The sequence below is a fragment of the Pseudomonas sp. B22129 genome, from assembly GCF_044218875.1.
In the GTDB taxonomy this organism is placed as follows: domain Bacteria; phylum Pseudomonadota; class Gammaproteobacteria; order Pseudomonadales; family Pseudomonadaceae; genus Aquipseudomonas.
The window spans coordinates 4,543,480-4,565,275 of record NZ_CP162592.1; the positions used below are offsets into that span (position 1 = coordinate 4,543,480).

The window sequence follows — 21,796 nt, forward strand, 5'->3', positions numbered from 1 at the left end:
TGCTCCTCAGAGAAAATTTTCAGCTTTCTTGATCATCAGGATTGATAAAGACATTGACCGGGAAATCCCCCAGGGCAGTGCTGATCAGCAGGTCCTTGTCTGGTGTGACTGCGCCCGTGTGAAAAAGTCCCTTCCAGTTTTGTGTTGCAACGGCAAACGGTAATTTCACCCGCGTATCGCCCCAAACCTGCGCATCAATGTGAGGCAAATCACCGTTTTCCAGCAGGCGATGGGGCAGACGAGGTACCACCACCAGCAAGTGTTTGCCCTGGTGTTCGCGGCAGAAAGCGACGACGTGATCCGCGTGTTGGCCGGTCACTTCCAGCGGGGTATAGCTGCCGCTGCGAAAGAGCTCAGGATCGGCCGTGCGCACTGCCAACACCTGGGCAATCAGCGCCTGTTTGATACGCCCGTCACGCCAATGGGGCAACAGCTCGCCGACGTCCGGCGCAGTGTTCAGCGCCTGTTGCCGTGCGTTGAAATCCACCGGGCGGCGGTTGTCCGGGTCCACCAGGCTGAAATCCCAGAATTCATCGCCCTGGTACAAATCCGGCACACCCGGCACGGTGAGACGAAGCAAGGTTTGCGCCAGCCCGTTCAACGCGCCCGCTGGCGCGATAGCCTGGGCGGCGGCGCCGATGGCGGTGCGCAATGCGCGGCCTTCTTCACTGAGCAACAGGCGTGACAGGAACGCTTCAACCCCTTGCTCATAAGTCTCGTTGGGCGCACTCCAGCTGCTGTGCAACTTGGCTTCGCGCAGGGCTTTTTGCTGCCACTGCCACAGGCGTTGCTGATAGCCCTCAAGGTTCGCATCAAGGGGCCAACTGCCCAACAACACCTGGTAGAGGATCAGTTCATCGCCCGCCGAAGGGCTGTTTTCACCGTCACGCAAAGGCGCCGCTAAAATGCGCCATTGCTCAACCTGTTCGACGTACCAGGGCGCGCACTCGCTGAGCACGGCCAGGCGCGCACGGGTGTCTTCGCCGCGTTTGTGATCATGGGTGGCGGTGGCCAGCAGGTTGTCCGGGAACTCCCGCAAGCGCTGGCGGTTGACCGCATGAAAGTCCGCCAGCGGCGCACTGAACTGTTCGGTGCTGAAGCCCACGTCATTGCGCGACAACAGCACTGCGCAGCGATAGAACGCCGTGTCCTCCACCGCCTTGGCGGCGGCGGGCGAGGTCAATTGCTGAAAGCGTACGCAGGCATGTTTGAGGATCTTGCGTTCCCGGCCGACCGGGCGATCGCGCCACGGCTGGCCGCCCAGCCAGTTTTCCAGGTGTTCGAGGACCGGCCAGTCGCCTTCGCCGAGGGTGCTGCGCGCGCCCTCCATGGCCTGCTGGAAGAACACGTCATCTTCGGCGCTGCGGCCCCGGGCGCTGATATAGGTGCGGTACACCGGGAAGTGCACAATCAGTTCCTGCAACGCGCGCCGGATGGCGCCAAGCGTCAGGTCGCGGGTCATCACATCGTCGCGGGCCACTTGCAACAAGGCCTGGGCCACACTTTCGAAATCACCGCCGAGGGAACCGTTGAGGATTTGCTGGCGCGCCAGCCTGGCCTCTTCGATAAAGGCCGAGGGGCGCTCGCTATGGCGCGTCCACAGATCGGCGAGCGGTTCGAAGCCGGCCGGATCGTGTTGGAGCAACGAGAGCTGGTTCATGAATTCGTAACCGGTGGTGCCGTCCACCTGCCAATCACGCCGCAGGGTTTCGCCTTCACCGAGGATTTTTTCGACGAAGATCGGCAAGTGCCGCTGCGGCGACAGCGCATCCACGCGACGGCGCAGCTTGCGGCAATAACCCCGTGGGTCGGCCAGCCCATCGATATGGTCGATGCGCAGGCCGTCCACCAAGCCCTCACTGATCAGCTCAAAAATCTTGCCGTGGGTGGCCTCGAACACCGCCGTACGTTCAACCCGCAGGCCGCCGAGTTCGTTGACGTCGAAGAAGCGCCGCCAGTTGATATCGTCCGCAGCGGTGCGCCAACTGGCGAGGCGGTAGGCCTGTTGTTCCAGCAACTGATGCAGGCGCTGGAAACCCTCAGGTTGGCGGCCATCAAAGGTGGCCAGCCGTTGTTCGATGGCCGGCAACACTTCAGTGGCGCGTTCGGCCAGCGCGTGTTTCAGCCAGCCGGCTTCGGCATGGGCGTCGTCCTGCCAGGTGAGCGCGGTGAAACGGTCGGCCAGGGGTTTGAGTAACTCGCCGTCGCCCAGAATCGTCGCGTAATCCCGTGGGCAGATGGGAAAATGATGCTCGTAGTGCTCGACGTGAAACGCGCCAAGGGTGGCGTCGAATTGCAGGGTGAGCGTCCCGGTTTGCAAGGCTTCGCCGTAATCGCTGCCCAGAAATGGCATTAACAACTGGCCTTTGAGCAGCGGGTCGGGCGAGTGCCACTGGATGTCGAAGAACTCGCTGTAGGGGCTCAGGCGCCCCCATTCCAGCAGGTCCAGCCACCACGGGTTGTCGGCGCCGCCCACGGCCATGTGGTTGGACACGATGTCGAGGATCAAGCCCATCTCATGCTCACGCAGTGCCGCCACCAGGCGCCGCAAGGCGGGTTCGCCGCCAAGCTCGGGGTTCACCGTGGTCGGGTCAACCACATCGTAGCCATGCATGGAACCGGCGCGGGCGCTGAGCAAGGGCGAGGCATAAATATGGCTGATACCAAGCCTGGCGAAATACGGCACCAACGGCACCGCGTCATCCAGGGTAAAGCCTTTATGAAATTGCAGACGCTGGGTGGCGCGTAACGCAAGGGGCTTCATCGGTCACGCTCGTGGGCCTGGTTGCGCGCCACGGCCAGCAGTTCCAGGCGGCGTGCGGCGTTTTCATTGTCGAGCAGGCTGGCGGCTTCTCCGGTGAAACGGCGGCGCCAGTTCGGGTGCGTATCAAGGGTGCCGGGCAGGTTGGCCTGTTCTTCCACGCCCAGGGCATCTTCCAGCGGCAGCAGTACCAGCGGCGCGCGGGTGTGGCCGAGGTAGCGCACGCTGGCGTCGATCATGTGGTCGGTGTCATTGCGGATCTCGTCCACGAAGTTCTGCGGGTCCTGGCTCAAGGCCTGGCGCAACGCCTGGCGTTCGCGCAGGCGGTGCTCGCTCCATTGCTCCACGGTGGGGGCATCGATCAGGCCGAGCTGGATGTTCCACTCGATATCCCGGCTATGCCACCAGCCATTGAGCGTGGGCAAATCGTGAGTGCTGGTGGTGGCCAGGGCGTTGTCCGGCCAGTCGAGGATCGGCTTGAACTGGCCGTCGTGGTTTTGTTCGAACAGCAGCACACGCATGCCGAGGATCGAGCGGGCGATGAGTTTTTCGCGCAGGCCATCCGGTACGGTGCCGAGGTCTTCGCCGAGCACAATGGCTTGATGGCGATGGGATTCCAGCGCCAGCAGGCGCAACAGGTCATCCACCGGGTAATACAGGTAAGCCCCCTCACGCGGTGACGCATCCATAGGGATGACCCACAGACGTTGCAGGCCCATCACATGGTCAATGCGCAGGCCGCCGGCGTGGGCGAAGTTGGCGCGCAGCATTTCGATAAAGGCACGAAAGCCGTTGCGCTTCAGGCCTTCCGGCGAGAATGCGGATATGCCCCAGCCCTGGCCCGCACGGTTGAGGATGTCGGGTGGCGCGCCGACGGTAAGGTCGGCGAGCAGTTCATCCTGACGGCTCCAGGCCTGGCTGCCACCGCCGTCGGCGCCCACGGCGAGGTCGGCGATCAGGCCCACACCCATGCCGCTGCCGCGCGCCGCTTGCTTTGCGCGTTGCAGGCTGCGGGCGATCAGCCATTGGCTGAAGGCGAAAAAACCGATCTCGTCGCGATGTTCTTCGGCGAACTGTGCCAGCGCAGGGCTTTGCGGGTTGCGCCACGCCTCGGGCCAATGGCGCCAGTCGAGGTCTTCGCCTGCGGCTGCGCGCACCGTTTGCACGGCCTCGAACCGGCAGTGGTTTTCCAGGGCTTCACCCCCGGCCTGGCGGAAACTCAAAAAATCCGCGTGCTGCGGGTGCCCGCCCTGGCGGAAGTCTTCATACAGTGCGCGCAGCAGGCGTTGTTTGGCCTTGGCGGCAGCGGGCCAGTCGATCAGGGGCAGTTGTTCCAGTGCATGCAGTTCATCTTCCAGGTCTGTCGCTTCAATGGCGCTGCGCACTTCACGTTCGCCAAGGATGCACGTCGGCGATGCATACAGGCTGTTGAGGAATAAGCGGCTGGACGGCGAGTAGGGGCTGTAGCGCGAGGGGTCGGCGCTGAACATCGCGTGCATCGGGCTGATGGCCAGGGCATCGGCGCCGCGCTCGGCAGCGGAGCGCGCCATATGTTCCAGTGCCAGGGTGTCACCAAAACCGCCGTCGCCCAGGCGGCGCAAAGCATACAGTTGTGCGCTCAAACCCCAGGCGCGGGCAGGGGGGCTGTCCACCGCTTCGGCCACGCTGTAGCAGTGAGCCGGCGCCACGGCCAGGGTGAACGTCTGATCGGCGATATGCACTTGGTGATAGCCGAGGGCAATGATGCCTGGCAGCACGCCATCACCGTCGAGGCGTAACTCCAGGGTTTCACCGCCTTCCAGGCTGACCCGGCACTGCGTGTCGGGCTCGAAGTAGCGGGCCAGGTCAAGGCCTGCGCCGCTGTCGGCCGTCAGCAGCGGTGGCAGGTGTTTGTCTTGTTGCACCTGCTCCAGTTCCAGCAGGCTGGCGTCGATCTCGGCATCGGTGTCGGCCGGGTGGCCCAGGCCTTTGAGGACGGCGCGCAGAGCGTCGGGTTTCACATGTTGCGGGCGGCCGTTGGCGTCGATCCAATCGACGGCCAGGCCCGCGCGGCTGGCGAGTATTTCCAGGTTCGCTTCGCTCAAGAGTGCTCTCCAACAGGGGATAGGGCGACGCGTGCGCTGAATGGCGCCAGTTGCGCCTCGCTTGCGGCAGGCGTCTCGAATAGCAGATGGGGCGGTGCGGGGTGATCCAGCGCCTTGGCGTCAAGGTTCAGGTCGATCTGCAGCACGCTGCCATTGCCCAGGCGCCAGCGTGCGCTGACGGCGCCGTCTGCCAGCACTTGCGCACCCAAGGCCACGCTGCCCGGTAAATGCGGCACGATGTGGCGGTGGCGCAGGCTCAACAGCTTGCGATAGAACTGCGCCTGTTCGTTTTCAGTGAAGGCGGGTGCCGATTGCAGAAAAGTCGGCAGCGCATTGGGGTCGGGAATACGTTCGCGCCGCTCGGGGTCCTGGAAGGCGGCGAAGTCGGCAAATTCGTTGCGTCGGCCTTCGCGCACGGCTTGGGCGAGTTCGCCGTGGTGGTCGGTAAAAAACAGGAAGGGTTCGGGCGCATTGAGCTCATCGCCCATGAACATCAAGGGAATCATCGGCGACAGCAGCAATAACGTGGTGGCCGCTTTCAGGGCTTGGGGCGGGCAAAGTTGATGCAGGCGCTCGCCAAAGGCGCGGTTGCCGATCTGGTCATGGTTTTGCAGGAACAACACGAACGCGCTCGGCGGCAAATGCCCGCTGGGCTCGCCCCGGGTGTGGCCGTGGCGGGTGGTGTCGCCCTGGTAGATAAAGCCTTCGCCCAGGCAACGTGCCAGCTTGGCGGTGGTGTCCTTGGCAAAGTCACTGTAATAGGCGTCGGTTTCGCCGGTCAGCAGCACGTGCAGGGCGTTGTGGCCGTCATCGTTCCATTGCGCGTCGAAGTCGTGTTCCAGCAGGTTGGCCTGGTTGAATTCGTTTTCCAGTACCAGCCACACATGCCGGCCGATGTCGGCTTGCTGGCGCACACGTTGTGCCAATTCTTTGAGGAAACCCGGGTTGTCGATGGCGTGCACGGCGTCCAGGCGCAGGCCGTCAAAACGGTATTCGAGCAGCCACATCAGTGCGTTATCGAGGAAAAAATCGCGCACTTCGCGGCGGTCAAAATCAATCCCCGCGCCCCACGGCGTGTGCACGTCTTCGCGGAAAAAGCTTTTGGCGTAGTGCCCCAGGTAATTGCCGTCGGGGCCGAAGTGGTTGTAAACCACGTCGAGAATCACCGCCAGGCCGTGTTCATGGGCGCTGTCGATCAATTGCTTGAGTTGTTCGGGCGTGCCGTAGGACGCTTGGGGCGCATAGGGCAACACCCCGTCGTAACCCCAATTGCGCTCGCCGGGAAATTGCGCCAGAGGCATCAGTTCAATGGCGGTGACGCCCAGTTCCGCCAGGCGCGGCAGTTGGGCTTCGACGGCGGCGTAGCCCCCCAGCGCGCCCACGTGCAGCTCATATATCACCGCCTCGTGCCACGGGCGGCCCTGCCAGTGACTGTGTCGCCACTTATAGGCGAGGGGGTCGACAACCAGGCTCCAGCCCTGAATATCCCGGGCCTGAGCCCTGGACGCCGGGTCCGGCACGTCCAGTTCGCCATCGATGTTGTAGCGGTAATGTGTGCCCGCCGGGCACTTGATTTCGACTTCGAACCAGCCGTCTGCCTGGGGCAGCATGGCGATGGACTTGCCGTCTTGCAATTCAACGCTGACATAAAACGCATCGGGCGCCCACAACGCGAAACGCGTGTGTTGCGCGTCCAGCATGATTGCGCCGTGGGGCCAGGTTTCCAGAGTCCGTGACGGCATCTATGAAGCCCTCCCTTGATTATTTAGCGGTTTTCCCCAGGGCTTTTGCCACCAGTTGTTCATACAGTTCGGCGTAGGGTTCCACCGCCTGGCACCAGTTGAAGGGTTGGGTCATGGCGCGGCTGCGCATGGCGTTGAGCAGGCCCGGGTTGGCGAACACCCGGAAGGCGCGGCTCAGCGCTTCCTCGTAGCTTTCGACGGTGGATTCATTGAACAGAAAGCCGGTGACGCCGTTTTCAATGGTGTCGGCCAGGCCGCCGGTATTGCGCGCCACCGGCAACGAACCGAAACGCTGCGCGTACATCTGGCTTAAGCCGCAAGGCTCATAGCGCGATGGCATCAACAGGAAGTCGCTGCCGGCGAACATGCGGCGGGCATCCGTCTCATTAAAGCCAATGCGCACACCGACCTGGCCCGGGAAACGCAGCGCCAGCTCACGCATGGCCTGTTCTTCCTCAGGCTCGCCACGGCCAATGATTGCGATCTGGCCGCCGTTCTCGACGATAAAACTGGCAACCGCTTCGGTCAGGTCCAGACCTTTTTGGTAGACCAGGCGCGATACCACGGCAAACAGCGGGCCGGTGGAGGCGTGCAGCCCAAACAGCTCACGCACGTGGTCAGCGTTGACAGTCTTGCCTTCCCAGTCGCCGATGTTGAAATTGTGGGTCAGGTGCGTGTCGGTGGAGGTTTCCCAGCTTTCATCGATACCGTTGGGAATGCCACTGAGCAGGCCTTGCTGGGTTTTGCTGGCCAGGAAGCCATCAAGGCCGCAGCCGAATTCCGGGGTGGTGATTTCCTGGGCGTAAGTCGCGCTCACGGTGGTGATATGGCTGGAATACGCCATGCCGGCCTTGAGAAACGACATCTTGCCGTAGAACTCCATGCCTTCCTGTTGCAGGGCGTGGGGCGGGATGCCCAATTCCGGCGTGGAGGCCAGGCTGACCACCCCTTGATAGGCGAGGTTATGGATAGTGAACAGGGTGGGCGTACGCGACCCACGCCAGTGCATATACGCCGGGGCCAGGCCAGCGGGCCAGTCGTGGGCGTGCACCAGGTCCGGGCACCAGTGGATTTGCGCAAGGTTGGCGGCCATGTCGGCAGCCGCCAGGCCCAGGCGGGCGAAGCGGATATGGTTGTCCGGCCAGTCGCGCCCGTTGTTGGCGCCGTAAGGCGTACCTTCACGCTCGTACAGTTCAGGGCAGATCAGCACATAGATGACCAGGCCGTCCTTGAGGTCCATGCGCCCGATCTTGCACGGCGGCAGCGCGGCGTGGCCACCCAGCTCACCGATGATATGGATCGGGTTGTCGCTTTCCATCACCTGCGGATAGCCCGGGATCAGCACGCGCACGTCATGCAGGTGCGCCATGGCTCGGGGCAGGGCAGCGGAGACGTCGCCCAAGCCGCCGGTTTTCACAAGGTCGGCGAACTCGGAGGTGACAAACAGCACTTTTTTACGATTAGGGTTCTGACTCACGATCGGCCGCACAGTGTTGGGCAGGTCGGCCAACGATGTCGGTCCCCCTGCCGCCTGACTAAAACGCTCTCCCTGAGTATCTACAGCGGCACTGATCATAATTCACTCCCATCTGTTGGTCGGCTAATGGCCCGCTGCCATTGGCTCCGATTGGCCACATCCTGCGGCCAGACGCACAAGCGCTATCACAAGCTGGCAAGGCGTATGCCAGTTGCACGCAAAGCGGAAAAAGATTGGATGGACGGCATTTTGGCGTCAACGACGTGTGCACGCCCTACCTGAAACTGGACCTACGGCAGAGTTCGAAAGTTTCGATTTTTTGCGGGGTTTTTGTTTTGGAACGGACCCATCGGTCATGAGTCTAGGACAGATCCCAGAGCCTGCAGGGTTTCTGAGCGATTTTTGTAGGACAAAATACTTGTAACAAGAGTCAAGCTGGTTATTAGCACGGACGATGACGATCTTGCCGGTGCACCGGAACAACCCACGCGGGAGCGCTTCGCACTCCAACGCAGGGCAAGCCTGCTCACCACAGAGACAGCGTTCACCTCTACAGTGCGGTTTGCCCTGCGTTGGTGCGTCAGCCGAGCACGCGAATGGGCGCCTTATTCGCCCACGCTTGAATGTCTTCGATCATCTGCTGATAGAACTGCCGGTAATTCTGCTCGCTGACATAACCCACGTGCGGAGTGGCCAGCACATTGGGCAGGCGGCGGAACGGGTGGTCCACCGGCAGCGGCTCTTGGGCATACACGTCCAGTGCTGCGCCCGCCAGCCGCCCAGCGGACAGCGCCTCCACCAACGCCTGCTCATCCACGATCGGCCCGCGTGCCGTGTTCACAAGACGCGCTGTCGGCTTCATCCAGCTCAATGCCTGGGCATCCACAAGGCCGCGGCTGCGATCGCTGAGTACCAGGTGAATGGTCAGAATGTCGGCCTGTTCAAACAGGGCCTTCTTGCTGACCCAAGTCACCCCCGACTCGGCCGCACGCGCAGGTGTCAGGTTTTCACTCCAGGCAATCACGCGCATGCCGAACACCTGGGCAAACTGCGCAACCTTCTGGCCAATGCTGCCCAGCCCGAGGATGCCGAGGGTCTTGCCATACAGATCACCGCCCAGGCCCACCTGCCAATCACCGGCGCGCAGGGAATTGGCTTCAGCCAGCAGGTTGCGGGTCGAGGCCATGATCAGCGCCCAGGTCAATTCGGGGGCTGCCTGTTTATAGCTGTCGGTGCCGCACACCTGGATGCCCAGCGCCTTGGCAGCGGCGATGTCGACGGCCGCATTGCGCATGCCGCCGGTTACCAGCAATTTCAGGTTTGGCAGGGCTTGGAGCAAGGGCTTGTCGAAGGTCGAGCGTTCGCGCATCACGCAAATCACGTCGAACCCCTGCAAACGCTCGGCCATCGTGGCGGTATCCGCCGGGTAATCGTGAAGAAAATGCACCTGGCCAACGGGCGCCAGGACCGACCAGTCCACGACGCCACGGGCTACATTCTGCCAATCATCAATGACTGCGATCTGTATCGACATTCACGCGTGCCTCGAAAAAGGTTGGATTAAAGGGCATTCAAACCCTGCAACAACGCCTGATGAAACCGGGCCGGTTCTTCCATCTGCGGCGCATGCCCCAAGCCCGGGAATTCCACCAGGGTGGCATGGGGGATCAGTTTGGCGACTTGCTTGCCCAGCACGTCGTAGTGACCGAGCCTGGCCTTGACCGCAGGCGGTGCGATATCGCTGCCGATGGCGGTGGTGTCGGACGTGCCGATCAATAGCAGCGTGGGCATCTGCAAGTCCTTGAACTCGTAGTACACCGGCTGGGTGAAGATCATGTCGTAAATCAAGGCCGAGTTCCATGCGACTTGGGTATGCCCCGGGCCTTTGTTCAGGCCGGCGAGCATGTCGACCCAGCGGTCGTACTCAGGCTTCCAGCGGCCCACGTAATAAGTGTTGAGTTCATACTGACGAATACCTTCGGCGCTGAGCTTGAGCTCGCGCTCATACCATTGGTCAACGCTGCGATAGGGCACGCCCAGCGCTTTCCAGTCTTCCAGGCCGATAGGGTTGACCAGCGCCAGTTGCTCGGTTTGCGCGGGGTACAGCAGCGCATAACGTGTCGCGAGCATGCCGCCGGTAGAGTGGCCCACAATCGTGGCTTTTTGAATGCCGAGTTTCTCCAGCAATTGATGGGTGTTGAGCGCCAGTTGCTGGAAGCTGTACTGGTAGTGCTCGGGCTTGCTGGACGTGCAGAAGCCGACCTGGTCCGGCGCGATCACCCGGTAACCGGCGTCGCTCAGGGTTTTGATCGAGGCCTCCCAGGTCGCACCGCAGAAATTCTTGCCATGCATCAACACCACGCTGCGCCCGTTGGCTTTGCCGCTGGCCGGGACGTCCATGTAGCCCATTTGCAACGATTTGCCTTGGGACTGGAAATTGAAATGCTCGACGGGGTAGGGGTATTTGAAGCCTTGCAGCTCAGGGCCATAGGTGGCGGCTAACACAGGCGCGGCGCTGGCGGTCAGCAGGCCGGCGACGCAAAAAGCGCGGAATAGAGGCATAAAAGGGCTCCAAATGGGATGCCCGGATGCTGTTGCGAGGGGATTAAGTGGGGATTAACACCCACTGCAGGGTCAGGGCTGCCAGCACGCCGTAACGCAGGGCTTTGGCGAAGGTGACCAGCAACAGAAAGCGCCAGAGCGGTTCACGCATGACGCCAGCGACCAGGGTCAGCGGATCACCGATGATCGGCACCCAACTGAGCAACAACGTCCAATGCCCCCAGCGCTCGTAATGCCTGCGTGCCTTGTCGAGTTGTTTGGCGCTGACCGGAAACCAGCGTCGCTCCTTGAAGTGCTCGACCCAGCGCCCCAGCCACCAATTCACCAGCGACCCCAGCACGTTGCCCAGGGTGGCCACGCCCAGCAGCAGCCACAGGCTGTAGTGCCCGCTGAGCAAAAGCCCGACAAGCACGGCTTCCGACTGCAACGGCAATAGGGTCGCGGCGCCAAATGCGGCGGCGAACAGCCCGAGGTAACCCGCCAACATGTCTTCAGTGCGCCGGGTAGTCGGCCACCACCACGTCTTTACCGTCACGTGTCAGGCCGATCACCTGGTAGGCATCGCTGCGTCCTTCCACTTCCATGCCAGGCGAGCCCAGTGGCATGCCCGGTGCGGCAATACCGATCAAATCGTCGCGCTTGCGCAGTGCCAACACTTGCTCGGCGGGTACGTGGCCTTCGACGAATTTGCCGTCGATCACGGCGGTATGGCACGAGCCCAGGCGTGGCGCGACGCCGAGGCGCTGCTTGACCGCGCTCATGTCGGCTTCCACGTGGTCGTTGACCTTGAAACCGTTGCTTTGCAGGTGGCTGATCCATTTTTTGCAGCAGCCGCAGTTGGCGTCGCGGTGCACGTCGATGGAGATCAGGTCGGCGGCCTGGGCCAGGGTGGTGGTGAAGAGGGCGGTGAGCAGGGCCAGTCGCAATGGGGTTTTCATGGGAAGGGGCTCGTGAATCGAAAGAGGCCGCGATCATGACGGCCTCATCGCAAGCTAGCCAGCTTCCACAGGGGCGAGGCGTGTCAGGAATGTTTCAAGATTATACGAAGCCTGTATGTTCCAGGCGGTGCTTGAGCTGGTCCAGGGCGATGGCGGACAGCTCCACCATGCGTTCATGCAGGGTGGCCAGTTGCAACTCGGTTTCATAGGTCAGCACGCGCTTGAACAGCGTGCCGCCACGATGGGGCTGCAGGAAGTAATGGATGGAGCCATCCACGGCCAGGGAGGTGAACACGGTTTTGAATTCTTGCGCTGGCTTGGCGACCTGCACCCGGTAACTCATGGGCACGCGCACACCCAGCAGGTCGATGACTTCGGTAAAACGGGCGCCTGCCGGCAGTGAACCGGTGGTGCCCGTGTCGGCGCTGAGGGAGGTGGGGTGCCATTCGTGCCAGCGATCGGGCTGGGTCACGTAGTTGTAGACCACCTCGATGGGGGCTTCGATAAAGCGTTCCTGGCAGATCCGTTCCAAGCGGACTTGATGCTCGACAGCGTGCATGACACACCTCCTGTGTAGCGAGATATCATCCAGTGAACTGTCAGAATAGTCCCACTCCCGCGCATTGCACGGGAGTGTTTCAGTAATTTATCACTGCACCTTGAAACGGCTCATCAGCGTGATCACCCGGCCATTGGCGTCCAGCAGGCTGCGCGTGTTGGTTTCAGTCGCGTGGCCGCTTTCCACCAATTCCTCAACCATGTGCCGGATCTGCACCATGCTGCGGTTGATCTCCTCGGTCACTGCGCTTTGTTGCTCGGCGGCGGTGGCGATCTGGGTGCTGAGGTTGTTGATATGGCTGACGGAGCCGGCCATCTCGTCCAGGCCCGTATTCACCCGCGCCGTGGCGTCGGCCGCCGATTGGCAGCTCGCCTGGGTGTTTTCCATGGCCGCGACCGACGAACTCACGCCGGTGGTCAGGCGCGCGAGCATCTCGTTGATCTGCGAGGTGCTGGCCTGGGTGCGGGCAGCCAGTGCACGCACTTCATCCGCCACCACCGCAAACCCGCGGCCTTGCTCACCCGCACGGGCGGCTTCGATTGCCGCGTTGAGCGCCAACAGGTTGGTCTGGCCGGCAATCGCACCGATTACCCCGAGGGTTTCGGTGATGCGCGCAGCATCCTGGCGCATGGCTTCCACGGTGTGGGTGGCGCTGGACACCTCACCAATCAACGCGCTGACGCTGGTTGACGCTTCACCCACCACCACCCGGGAGCGGTCGGCGTGCTCGTTGGCGCGCTGGGTAAACGCGGCCGTTTCAGCGGCATTTTGCGCGACGGTGTCGGCGGTCGAGCTCATTTCAGTGATGGCGGTCACCGTTTGGTCGGTTTCCGAGGCATGCCGCACCAGAATCTGATTGGTGTGCGCCGAGGTCTGCTGCAGTTGCGCAAGGCCTGAAGACATGGCCCCCGTGGCCTGGGTCACTTCGCCGATCAGGTTTTGCAGGTAGACGATAAAACGGTTCACCGAGTGGCCGATGGCGCCCAATTCGTCTTCGGCGCGAATGGTAATGCGCCGCGTCAGGTCGGCATCGCCCGCAGACAGCGCGTCGATATTGGTCTTCAGCGACTTCATGCGCTGCACCAGTTGGCGGATGGCATAGGCCGCGAGCAGCACCAGCAGCAACACCATCGGAATCTGCAGCAGGGCCAGGGTGCCGAGCACGTCATCACGCTGGGCGGTGATCAGCGAGGTGGGCAGGGCGGTGGCGAGGAACCACGGCGTGCCTTCGATCGGGCGCAGGTAGAACGTGCTGGCCACGCCGCCGTTGTCGAATTCGCTGCGCTGCAATCCTTGGTCGCGGTGGGCCAGGGCTTTGCTGACCTGGGCGGCAAACGCCGAAGTGCCGGCCAGTTCGCTGATGTTCTTGAGCACCACCGGCCCACTGATGCGCGAACTGTTGCTGATGATTTTGCCGTCGCCTTCGACGATCAGCATTTGCCCGCCAATGTCTTTCTCTTTGCTGGCCACCAGGTCGTTGAAGAAGCCCAGGGTTACGTCGATGGTGGAAACGCCGTAGGCCGCACCGTCACGCTGGATCGCCATGGCGCAGTTGGTGCGCGGCTCCTGGCTGGCATCGTCTTTATAGGCAGCAGCCCAGGCACATTGGCCGGCCGGCGAGGCAAGGCCGCCCTTGTACCAACTCTGATCGTAGTAGTTCGGCGCAGCGTCGCTGTTCCAGAAGGTGTTGACCGCCAGCTTGCCCGAGGCATCACGGTGCCAGAAGGTGCTGTGCTTGTTGCGTCCAGGCGTGCGCTGGTTGGGCAACGGCCAGATGCCGCCGCCGAACACTTTCAGTTCGCCGTATTGGTCGACCAGGCCAGGCAGGACCTTGTCGATGGCATCGCTGTCGAGCAGGGGAATGGTTTGGGTGATGCTGCGTTGCTGGGCCTGGACCTTGTTCAGTTCGCCCTTGATCCGCTCGGCTACTTCGGCGACGCGGTTAAGCACCACCTGTTCTTCGGTGTGGCGCAACGTGGGCGCGACCAGTTGGCCAATGCCTACGACGGTCAGCACGAGTAAAACCAGGACGAACAGCACCAGAAACAGGGTGTAGCGGGCTTGGATGGAGCGCAGTGGGGGCATGGGGGTCGTCCTTACGAAGCGTTTATTATGAACGCGGCTTTGTTAGAGCTTCGTAGGGCTATCGGCGCAGGGAGAAAGAGCTTTAGGTACCATCGTGCAAGAAAGTGGGAGCGCCGTGTGGCGGCGCTCCCGACGTGAAAACCGTCAGATGCCCAGCATCGTCATCACCGCCTCGGGGTAGCGCAAACCTGCGGTGGCGTCGGTGGGGAAAATGGCGTCGAGTGCCGTCAGTTCCGTCGCGTTGAGCGCTACTGAAACGGCCGCCACATTTTGTTCCAGGTATCTGCGCTGCTTGGTCCCGGGAATCGGGATGATGAAGTCTCCCTGGGCCAATACCCATGCCAGCGCCAGTTGGCCGGCGGTGACGCCTTTGTCTGCCGCCAGCGCCTGCACCTGTTCCACCAGCCGCAGGTTTTTCGCAAAGTTTTCGCCCTGAAAGCGCGGGCTGGAGCGGCGGTAGTCATCGGCGTCGAAGTCGTCCGGGCTTTTCAACGCGCCGGTCAGAAAGCCACGGCCCAGTGGGCTGTAGGGCACGAAGGCAATTCCCAGGCGTTGGCAGGCGGCGAGGCAACCGTTGTCTTCCTGGTCGCGGCTCCAGAGCGAGTATTCGCTTTGCAACGCGCTGATGGGGTGCACCTTGTGCGCGCGCTCCAGTGTGGCGGCGGACGCTTCGCTCAAGCCTAGATAGCGCACCTTGCCTTGTTTGACCAATTCGGCCATGGCGCCGACGGTTTCTTCGATGGGCACCTGCGGGTCGATGCGGTGCTGGTAATACAGGTCCAGGGTTTCCACGCCAAGGCGTTTGAGGGTGCCGTTGATTGCATCGCGGATGTACGCCGGGCGACCGTTCACGCCTCGCAGTGAGGGGTTGGCCGGGTCGCGCAGGATGCCGAACTTGCTGGCCAGGAAGACCTGGTCACGTTTGCCCGCAATGGCCTTGCCGATCAATGTTTCATTGGTGTGGGGGCCGTAGATATCGGCGGTGTCGAGGAAGTTGACCCCCAGTTCGAGTGCGCGGTGCAACGTGGCAGTGGCTTCTGCGGTGCCCGTGGCGCCGGTATAGAAATCCGACATGCCCATGCAGCCGAGGCCGATGGCACTGACGAGGGGGCCGTTTTTACCGAGTTGACGGGTTTGCATGGGTTCAGCTCCTGAGGGGTGGGAAGGCCTCCATTGTTATCCTCGACAAAAGCTGGATAAACCGGCTAAAAATACTATCACTGTTCGTAATATCTAAATAATTCGTGCGGGAGCCACTCTTGGACCGTTTCAACGCGATGCGTGTGTTTACCCGGATTGTCGAATTGGGCGGGTTCGCCAAAGCGGCCGACAGCCTGCAGTTGCCGAGGGCGTCGGTGACCATCCTGATCAAACAACTGGAAGCCCACCTCGGCGTGCAGCTGCTGCAGCGCACGACGCGTCAGGTCAGCCCAACGCTGGACGGCGCGGCGTACTACCAGCGTTGCGTACAGTTGCTGTCGGATCTGGAGGAAACCGAAGCGGTGTTTTCCGCCAGCCGCCAGAACCCGCGCGGCACCTTGAGCATCGACATGCCCACGGGGATCGGCCGGCTGATCGTGATTCCGGCACTGCCGGCGTTCACGGCGCGCTACCCGCAGATCGAACTGGAGATCGGCCTCAACGACCGTACGGTAGACCTCATTCGTGAGGGTGTGGACTGCGTGCTGCGCGGTGGGCTCGCGCTGGATGAATCCTTGGTCGCACGGCCGTTGGCGATGATGGATCAACTGACCCTGGCCAGCCCCGGTTACCTTGAACGCTTTGGCACGCCCAGCGCATTGGACGATCTGGCGGGGCATCGCATGGTCGAATACGTTTCCAGCGTCAGCGGCAAACGCTTTGGCCTGGAGTTCCATGACGCGGGCGGGCTGCGTGAGGTCGACTTGCCGAAGACGGTGGCGGTCAACAGTTCCGAGGGGTATTTCGCGGCGTGCGAGGCCGGTTTCGGGTTGATTCAGGCCCCGTATTATCACGCCCGGCGCCAACTGGCGCAGGGCACACTGGTGGAAGTACTGGCCCGGCATGCCCCACCCAAAATGGCATTGACCGCGCTGTACCCGCCCCATCGTCAGTTGTCACAACGGGTAAGGGTTTTCATCGATTGGTTGGTCGAACTCTGCGCCACGCCAGGCACAGGCCTGCAGCGCTAAGCCTGGGCTTTGCGATAAGCCCCCGGCTGCTGCCCGGTGACTTTATGAAACGCACGGGTGAACGCGGCCACCGACTGATAACCCACCGCCAGCGCTACATCCGCCACGGTCTGGTCGTTCTTGAACAGTTGGCAAGCGTGGCGGACACGCATCATCAGCAGCACTTGCCCCGGCGATTGGCCGCACAGCTCATTGAAGCGCTTGAAAAATGCCGAGCGTGACAACCCGGTACAGGCGGCCATGCTCTCCAGCGTCCAGGGCTCTGCCGGGCGGGCGATCAACTGTTCCAGGAGTTTGGCGAACGCCGGTTGCCGGCCCAGCGCGGCAAGGCCGCCAAGGTCTGCATTGTCGAGCACCTGCTGGCGCAACACATACAGAAACAGCAAATGGCAAAGACGTTCGAGCAAGGCCGGGGAGGGCGCGGGGGTACGTTCGCATTCCTGCAGGATCAGCTCAAACAGGTTACGCGCAGCGGCCAGTGACGGGTCGCCGGCGCGCAGGATGATCCAGGCGGGCAGGGTGTCGACAATCATTGCCGACAACCCGGACTGGAAATGGAAGAAACCGCAGACCAGGCCCACGCCATCGTTTGCGGTGGTATCCAGCGCCAGCATCGGGCGGCGCGGGCAGTCCCGGGCACCTGCTGCCGTGGGTTCGCCAGACAGTCGGTACGCCAAGTCACGCAACAGAAACACCGCGTCACCATTGTTCAGGTGCTGCGGGGTCGATTCGCCGTCGATATGCAGCCAGCATTCGCCCTGCACGATCAGGTGAAAACTCGCACTGGCCAGACCGTGGGTGCTCGCATGCCAGTCGCCGCAATAGCGGCCCACATGGAACAGGCTGGTGTTGAGTTCAAGGCTGTCTAATAACCAATCGACAAGTGCACTGGACGAATTCATCTAATGGAAAGACTCAAGAGCAAGTAATCGCTACTTTAGCCTATTGAGGCGTTTTTTTATAACCAACAGACTGGATGCACGAACCCATCAGGAGACCACTCCATGTCCCGTGTACCGTTGCTCACCCCTGAAACCGCGCCCGCAGCGGCCAAGCCCTTCCTCGAAAACGCCTTGAAGGGCTCGGGTTTCATTCCCAACCTGCTCGCCGTGCTGGCGAATGCTCCGGCTGCGCTGGAAACCTACATCACCGTTTCGGGCCTCAATGGCAAATCCGACCTGAGCCTGGCTGACCGCGAAGTGGTGCAACTGATTGCCGCCACCACCCACGGTTGCGACTTCTGTGTCGCCGGCCACACGGCCGTGGCGCGCAACAAGGCCAAGCTGCCGGAAGACGTCATTGAAGCCTTGCGCCAGCATGGCGAATTGCCCAACGCGCGCTACGAGACACTCGCGGCCTTCACGCGCGAAGTGATCGCCACGCGTGGGGACGTCAGCGACGCAGGTTTCGAGGCATTTCGCGCCGCCGGCTACACCGACGGCCACGCACTGGAAGTTATTTTGGGCGTGAGCCTGGCAACCCTGTGTAACTTCGCTAACGTGTTTGCCCGTACGCCGTTGAACCCGGAACTGGCGCAATACCGTTGGGAAAAACCGGCGAGCTGAACGGGCATTGGCCTACCTGCTGTAAAAAGGAGAAACATGAATGCTTGACCCAATCTTGAGCCGCTGGCTCGATGTTCAAGCGCAGGCCCTGGATGTGGGCAGTTGCGATCCACAGGAAGTGCTGCCACGGTTGGCAGAAGCCAACGTATTGCGAATCGGCGTGCCGAAAGATCTCGGCGGCCTGGGCGGTGACGTGGCGGGTGCGGTGGAAGCCATCGCCAATGTCGCCAGCCATTCCCTGGCGGCGGCCTTTGTGTGCTGGGGCCAACGCTCATTCATCGAATACTTGCTGCAAAGCCCGAATGAGCGGCTGCGCGAACAACTGATGCCGGATTTGCTCAGCGGCAAGTTGGCCGGGGCGACCGGGCTGTCAAATGCGATGAAATACCTGTCGGGCATCGAGACGCTGCAGATCAGCGCCGAACCGACGCACGACGGCTGGACCTTGAACGGTCGCCTGCACTGGGTGACCAACCTGCGCAAAAACGGCTTCGTAGCGGCGGCGGCCATTGAACATGCCGCTGGCGGCGCGCCGTTTATTCTGGCGATTCCCGACTCGGTAGCGGGCCTGCAACGCTCCCGTGACCTTGAACTATTGGGGCTGCAATCGAGCAACACGGCGGCGCTCGGGCTGGAAGGTGTGGAACTGAGTCGCGACTGGCTGCTGCATGAAGATGCACGCAAGTTTCTGCCGGCCGTGCGCCCGGCGTTTCTGGGGTTGCAATGTGGCATGTCGATTGGTTTGGCGCGTCGTTCGCTGGCCGAGGTGGCCAACCACCTGGGCGCCAGCCGCACCGTGCTGCGTGAAGAGCTGGAAGCGCTGCGCGTGACGCTGGACCACTTGGTCACCGACCTGAAAAAAGGCCTGTTGGCCGGGCGTTTTGCGTCGGAGCCGGTGCCGTTGTTCAAGCTGCGCATCGCCCTGGCGGAAACCGCCGCCAGTGCCGTGCAGCTTGAGCTGCAAGCCAGCGGCGGCAAAGCGTACCTCACGGCCCACGGCAGCGGTTTCGCCCGGCGCTGGCGAGAATCCGCATTCGTGCCCATCGTGACGCCGAGCCTGGTGCAACTGCGTACCGAACTGCAACGTCAGGCCAGCCTATGAGCCTGGCGGTATTGAGCGCCCAGGGGATTTGCCTGGGGTATGCCAGTGGCCCGGTGCTGCAGGGGTTTGACCTGAACCTGCAGCCCGGCGAAGTGGTGTCGATCCTTGGCCCCAGCGGCGTCGACAAGTCCAGCTTGTTGCGCGTGCTGGCCGGTTTGCAGGCGCCCCAGGGTGGCAGCGTGCAGGTGCTCGGCGAAGCGCTGAACGGCCCGCACCCACGGGTGGCGGTGGCGTTTCAGGACCCCAGCCTGTTGCCCTGGCTGAGCCTGGAAAAAAACGTCGCCTTTGGCCTCGATTTCGCCCGCCAGCCCCATTTAAGCCACGAAGAACGGCGCCGTCGCGTGGACCACGCCATTGCCGCCGTCGGCCTGGAACACGCCCGGCAACAATTCCCGGCGCAACTCTCGGGCGGCATGGCCCAGCGCACCGCATTGGCCCGCTGCCTGGCGCGCCAGCCGCAAGTGCTGTTGCTGGATGAACCCTTCGGCGCGCTGGATGAAGTGACCCGCGCCGATATGCAGCACCTGCTGCTCAAGGTCAACCGCGAGATTGGCTCGGCGGCCGTGCTGATTACCCACGACATTGATGAAGCGTTGCTGCTCTCCGACCGGATTCTGCTACTGGGCAACCGCCCGGCGCGCACGTTGGGCGAATGGCACATCGACCTGCCGCAACCGCGCGAGGAACAGGTCGAGGCCATCGGCGCCTTGCGCATCGAGATTCTCAAAACCTTACGGCAGGCGAGCCGCCCTCAACCCAACCCCCTTCAATTGCTGGAGCCCAGCCATGTGCCTGGATGACCTGACCCACTCGCGCCGTGACTTTCTCAAACTCTCGGCGGTGCTCAGCGCTGCCGGTGCGTTACCGCTATTGAGCAGCCTGCAGGCCCGCGCCGCCAGTGAACCTGACGCGCCGGTACGCATTGGCTACCTGCCGATCACGGACGCCACGCCGCTGCTGGTGGCGCATAACAATGGCTTGTTCGAAGCCGAGGGCATCAAGGCCGAACGCCCGGTGCTGTTGCGCAGTTGGGCGCAGGTGATCGAGGCGTTTATCTCGGGGCAGGTCAACGTGATTCACCTGCTGTCGCCGATGACCGTGTGGGCGCGCTACGGCAGCAAGGTGCCGGCCAAGGTGGTGGCCTGGAACCATGTGGGCGGTTCGGGCCTGACAGTGGCGCCGGGCATTACCGATGTGAAACAGCTGGGCGGCAAGTCGGTGGCGATTCCGTTCTGGTACTCGATCCACAACGTGGTGGTGCAGCAGTTATTCCGCGATAACGGCCTGACGCCGGTTGCGCGGGCTGCCGGCAGCGCCATTGCGGCCAACGAGGTCAACCTGATCGTGCTGCCGCCGTCGGACATGCCGCCGGCCCTGGCAAGCAAACGTATCGACGGTTACATCGTCGCCGAGCCGTTCAATGCCCTGGCAGAAAACCTCAAGGTCGGTCGCGTGCAGCGCTTTACTGGCGACGTGTGGCGCAACCACGCGTGCTGCGTAGTGTTCATGCACGAACACGACCTGACCAACCGCCCGCAGTGGTCACAGAAAGTGGTGAATGCCATCGTCAAGGCCCAAGTGTGGACCCGTGACAACCGCGAAGAAGCCGTGAAGTTGCTGTCCAAGGACGGCCCGAACCGTTACACGCCGCATGCCGAACCGGTACTGAGCAAAGTGCTGGCCCCGGCCGCTGCCGACCGTGCTGCGTACCTGGCCGACGGCGCGATTCAACACGCCAACTGGGACGAACATCGAATCGACTTCCAGCCTTATCCATTCCCCAGCTACACCGAGGAACTGGTGCGGCGCTTGAAGGACACCCTGATCGAAGGCGACAAGAAATTCCTCGCCGACCTCGACCCGGCCTTCGTCGCCAGGGATTTGGTGGACGACCGCTTTGTGCGTGCAGCTATCGAAGCCGTCGGCGGCATGAAGACCTTCGGCTTGCCGGATGGTTATGAGCGGCACGAGGAGATTGGCGTTTGAACACAGGCAAAACCGTTTTATGGCCAGGCTGGTTGCTGGGTATCAGCGGCTTGGCTGGCTTGCTGGTGCTGTGGTGGCTGGGCGTGAAGGTGTTTGGCGATGCCGACGGTTTGTCGGCGCGTTTTTCGCTGGCCGCGACCTTCAGCAGCCTGTGGGAGTTGTTGGGACGTGGCGAGCTGTATCTGCACATTGCCGTGAGCCTCAAACGCATTTTCGTCGGCTTGTTCCTCGCACTGCTGGTGGGTGTGCCACTGGGCTTGCTGGTGGGCAGCTCGCGTAACCTGGAAGCGGCAACCACGCCGGCGTTTCAGTTTTTACGGATGATCTCGCCCCTGTCGTGGATGCCCATCGTGGTGATGCTGATGGGCGTCGGTGACCAACCGATCTACTTCCTGCTGGCCTTTGCCGCCGTGTGGCCGATCATGCTCAATACCGCCGCGGGGGTTCGCCAGTTGGACCCGCGCTGGTTGCAACTGAGTAAAAGCTTGAGCGCCACGCGGTGGGAGACATTACGCCGGGTAATCATTCCCGGTGTGGTCGGGCATGTGCTGACCGGCGTGCGTTTGGCTATCGGGATTTTGTGGATCGTGCTGGTGCCGTGCGAGATGTTGGGCGTCAGTGCGGGGCTGGGCTATTACATTCTCGACACCCGTGACCGGCTGGCCTATTCGGAATTGATGGCGATGGTGCTGTTGATCGGGCTATTGGGGTTTGCCCTGGATGCGCTGGCACGTTGGCTCTACCAGCGCTGGGTGCATTAACAC

Annotated in this window: 18 protein-coding genes; 6 read left to right on the top strand and 12 right to left on the bottom strand. The window is 62.3% G+C overall.

The window, feature by feature from the left end; genetic code table 11:
- Window positions 1-19: 19 nt before the first annotated feature.
- The 11 genes from AB4P94_RS20990 to AB4P94_RS21040 form a co-directional block, all read right to left on the bottom strand.
- Window positions 20-2,764 (bottom strand): malto-oligosyltrehalose synthase, encoded by a 2,745-nt coding sequence (locus tag AB4P94_RS20990; RefSeq protein WP_395607248.1) that lies wholly within the window; start codon window positions 2,762-2,764, stop codon window positions 20-22.
- Complete coding sequence (gene malQ / locus AB4P94_RS20995; protein ID WP_395607249.1) at window positions 2,761-4,845, bottom strand: 4-alpha-glucanotransferase; 2,085 nt, start codon at window positions 4,843-4,845, stop codon at window positions 2,761-2,763. Before malQ ends, AB4P94_RS20990 begins: the two co-directional genes overlap by 4 nt.
- Entirely contained in the window at window positions 4,842-6,587 is a 1,746-nt protein-coding gene (treZ, locus tag AB4P94_RS21000; RefSeq protein ID WP_395607250.1) for a malto-oligosyltrehalose trehalohydrolase, read from the bottom strand. Before treZ ends, malQ begins: the two co-directional genes overlap by 4 nt.
- Before the next feature lie 19 nt (window positions 6,588-6,606).
- The gene (glgA, locus tag AB4P94_RS21005) at window positions 6,607-8,163 is read right to left on the bottom strand and encodes a glycogen synthase GlgA (RefSeq protein WP_395607251.1); all 1,557 of its coding nucleotides are present in this window, start codon (window positions 8,161-8,163) and stop codon (window positions 6,607-6,609) included.
- A gap of 481 nt (window positions 8,164-8,644) precedes the next feature.
- Window positions 8,645-9,598 (bottom strand): D-2-hydroxyacid dehydrogenase family protein, encoded by a 954-nt coding sequence (locus AB4P94_RS21010; RefSeq protein ID WP_395607252.1) that lies wholly within the window; start codon window positions 9,596-9,598, stop codon window positions 8,645-8,647.
- 26 nt (window positions 9,599-9,624) lie between these two features.
- Window positions 9,625-10,626: an alpha/beta fold hydrolase gene (locus tag AB4P94_RS21015; protein ID WP_395607253.1), complete on the bottom strand. Its 1,002-nt coding sequence runs from the start codon at window positions 10,624-10,626 to the stop codon at window positions 9,625-9,627.
- A gap of 43 nt (window positions 10,627-10,669) precedes the next feature.
- Window positions 10,670-11,113: a YqaA family protein gene (locus AB4P94_RS21020; RefSeq protein ID WP_395611370.1), complete on the bottom strand. Its 444-nt coding sequence runs from the start codon at window positions 11,111-11,113 to the stop codon at window positions 10,670-10,672.
- Window positions 11,114-11,117: 4 nt separating this feature from the next.
- Complete coding sequence (locus AB4P94_RS21025) at window positions 11,118-11,564, bottom strand: DUF411 domain-containing protein (RefSeq protein ID WP_395607254.1); 447 nt, start codon at window positions 11,562-11,564, stop codon at window positions 11,118-11,120.
- Between the two features lie 100 nt (window positions 11,565-11,664).
- Window positions 11,665-12,123, bottom strand: coding sequence for an SRPBCC family protein (locus tag AB4P94_RS21030; RefSeq protein ID WP_395607255.1), 459 nt, complete (start codon window positions 12,121-12,123; stop codon window positions 11,665-11,667).
- A gap of 90 nt (window positions 12,124-12,213) precedes the next feature.
- On the bottom strand, window positions 12,214-14,208 hold the full coding sequence (locus AB4P94_RS21035; protein WP_395607256.1) for a methyl-accepting chemotaxis protein: 1,995 nt from the start codon (window positions 14,206-14,208) through the stop codon (window positions 12,214-12,216).
- A gap of 144 nt (window positions 14,209-14,352) precedes the next feature.
- A complete protein-coding gene (locus AB4P94_RS21040; RefSeq protein ID WP_395607257.1) occupies window positions 14,353-15,348 on the bottom strand; it encodes an aldo/keto reductase in 996 nt (331 codons plus the stop codon).
- 119 nt (window positions 15,349-15,467) lie between these two features.
- On the opposite strand from AB4P94_RS21040, the gene AB4P94_RS21045 reads away from it, so the two are divergent.
- Window positions 15,468-16,379, top strand: a complete 912-nt coding sequence (locus tag AB4P94_RS21045) for a LysR family transcriptional regulator (protein WP_395607258.1) — start codon at window positions 15,468-15,470, stop codon at window positions 16,377-16,379.
- Here AB4P94_RS21045 and AB4P94_RS21050 read toward each other — a convergent pair.
- Window positions 16,376-17,281 (bottom strand): cupin domain-containing protein, encoded by a 906-nt coding sequence (locus AB4P94_RS21050; protein WP_395607259.1) that lies wholly within the window; start codon window positions 17,279-17,281, stop codon window positions 16,376-16,378. The two genes, AB4P94_RS21045 and AB4P94_RS21050, sit on opposite strands and share 4 nt — an antisense overlap.
- Before the next feature lie 102 nt (window positions 17,282-17,383).
- Between AB4P94_RS21050 and AB4P94_RS21055 the strand changes: the two genes are divergently transcribed.
- From AB4P94_RS21055 to AB4P94_RS21075, 5 genes are read left to right on the top strand one after another with little or no spacing between them, the layout of a single operon-like run.
- Entirely contained in the window at window positions 17,384-17,944 is a 561-nt protein-coding gene (locus AB4P94_RS21055; RefSeq protein WP_395607260.1) for a carboxymuconolactone decarboxylase family protein, read from the top strand.
- 40 nt (window positions 17,945-17,984) lie between these two features.
- Entirely contained in the window at window positions 17,985-19,046 is a 1,062-nt protein-coding gene (locus tag AB4P94_RS21060; protein ID WP_395607261.1) for an acyl-CoA dehydrogenase family protein, read from the top strand.
- Complete coding sequence (locus AB4P94_RS21065; RefSeq protein ID WP_395607262.1) at window positions 19,043-19,846, top strand: ABC transporter ATP-binding protein; 804 nt, start codon at window positions 19,043-19,045, stop codon at window positions 19,844-19,846. Before AB4P94_RS21060 ends, AB4P94_RS21065 begins: the two co-directional genes overlap by 4 nt.
- On the top strand, window positions 19,833-21,032 hold the full coding sequence (locus tag AB4P94_RS21070; protein ID WP_395607263.1) for an ABC transporter substrate-binding protein: 1,200 nt from the start codon (window positions 19,833-19,835) through the stop codon (window positions 21,030-21,032). The genes AB4P94_RS21065 and AB4P94_RS21070 overlap by 14 nt, the downstream gene beginning before the upstream one ends.
- Window positions 21,029-21,793, top strand: a complete 765-nt coding sequence (locus AB4P94_RS21075; protein ID WP_395607264.1) for an ABC transporter permease — start codon at window positions 21,029-21,031, stop codon at window positions 21,791-21,793. Before AB4P94_RS21070 ends, AB4P94_RS21075 begins: the two co-directional genes overlap by 4 nt.
- Window positions 21,794-21,796: the final 3 nt, after the last annotated feature.

Bases quoted from the DNA above. Each gene is read 5' to 3' on its own strand.
- AB4P94_RS20990 (WP_395607248.1), bottom strand. From the start codon at position 2,764: ATGAAGCCCCTTGCGTTACGCGCCACCCAGCGTCTGCAATTTCATAAA.
- treZ (WP_395607250.1), bottom strand. From the start codon at position 6,587: ATGCCGTCACGGACTCTGGAAACCTGGCCCCACGGCGCAATCATGCTG.
- glgA (WP_395607251.1), bottom strand. From the start codon at position 8,163: ATGATCAGTGCCGCTGTAGATACTCAGGGAGAGCGTTTTAGTCAGGCG.
- AB4P94_RS21010 (WP_395607252.1), bottom strand. From the start codon at position 9,598: ATGTCGATACAGATCGCAGTCATTGATGATTGGCAGAATGTAGCCCGT.
- AB4P94_RS21015 (WP_395607253.1), bottom strand. From the start codon at position 10,626: ATGCCTCTATTCCGCGCTTTTTGCGTCGCCGGCCTGCTGACCGCCAGC.
- AB4P94_RS21020 (WP_395611370.1), bottom strand. From the start codon at position 11,113: ATGTTGGCGGGTTACCTCGGGCTGTTCGCCGCCGCATTTGGCGCCGCG.
- AB4P94_RS21025 (WP_395607254.1), bottom strand. From the start codon at position 11,564: ATGAAAACCCCATTGCGACTGGCCCTGCTCACCGCCCTCTTCACCACC.
- AB4P94_RS21030 (WP_395607255.1), bottom strand. From the start codon at position 12,123: ATGCACGCTGTCGAGCATCAAGTCCGCTTGGAACGGATCTGCCAGGAA.
- AB4P94_RS21035 (WP_395607256.1), bottom strand. From the start codon at position 14,208: ATGCCCCCACTGCGCTCCATCCAAGCCCGCTACACCCTGTTTCTGGTG.
- AB4P94_RS21040 (WP_395607257.1), bottom strand. From the start codon at position 15,348: ATGCAAACCCGTCAACTCGGTAAAAACGGCCCCCTCGTCAGTGCCATC.
- AB4P94_RS21050 (WP_395607259.1), bottom strand. From the start codon at position 17,281: ATGAATTCGTCCAGTGCACTTGTCGATTGGTTATTAGACAGCCTTGAA.
- AB4P94_RS21055 (WP_395607260.1), top strand. From the start codon at position 17,384: ATGTCCCGTGTACCGTTGCTCACCCCTGAAACCGCGCCCGCAGCGGCC.
- AB4P94_RS21060 (WP_395607261.1), top strand. From the start codon at position 17,985: ATGCTTGACCCAATCTTGAGCCGCTGGCTCGATGTTCAAGCGCAGGCC.
- AB4P94_RS21065 (WP_395607262.1), top strand. From the start codon at position 19,043: ATGAGCCTGGCGGTATTGAGCGCCCAGGGGATTTGCCTGGGGTATGCC.
- AB4P94_RS21070 (WP_395607263.1), top strand. From the start codon at position 19,833: ATGTGCCTGGATGACCTGACCCACTCGCGCCGTGACTTTCTCAAACTC.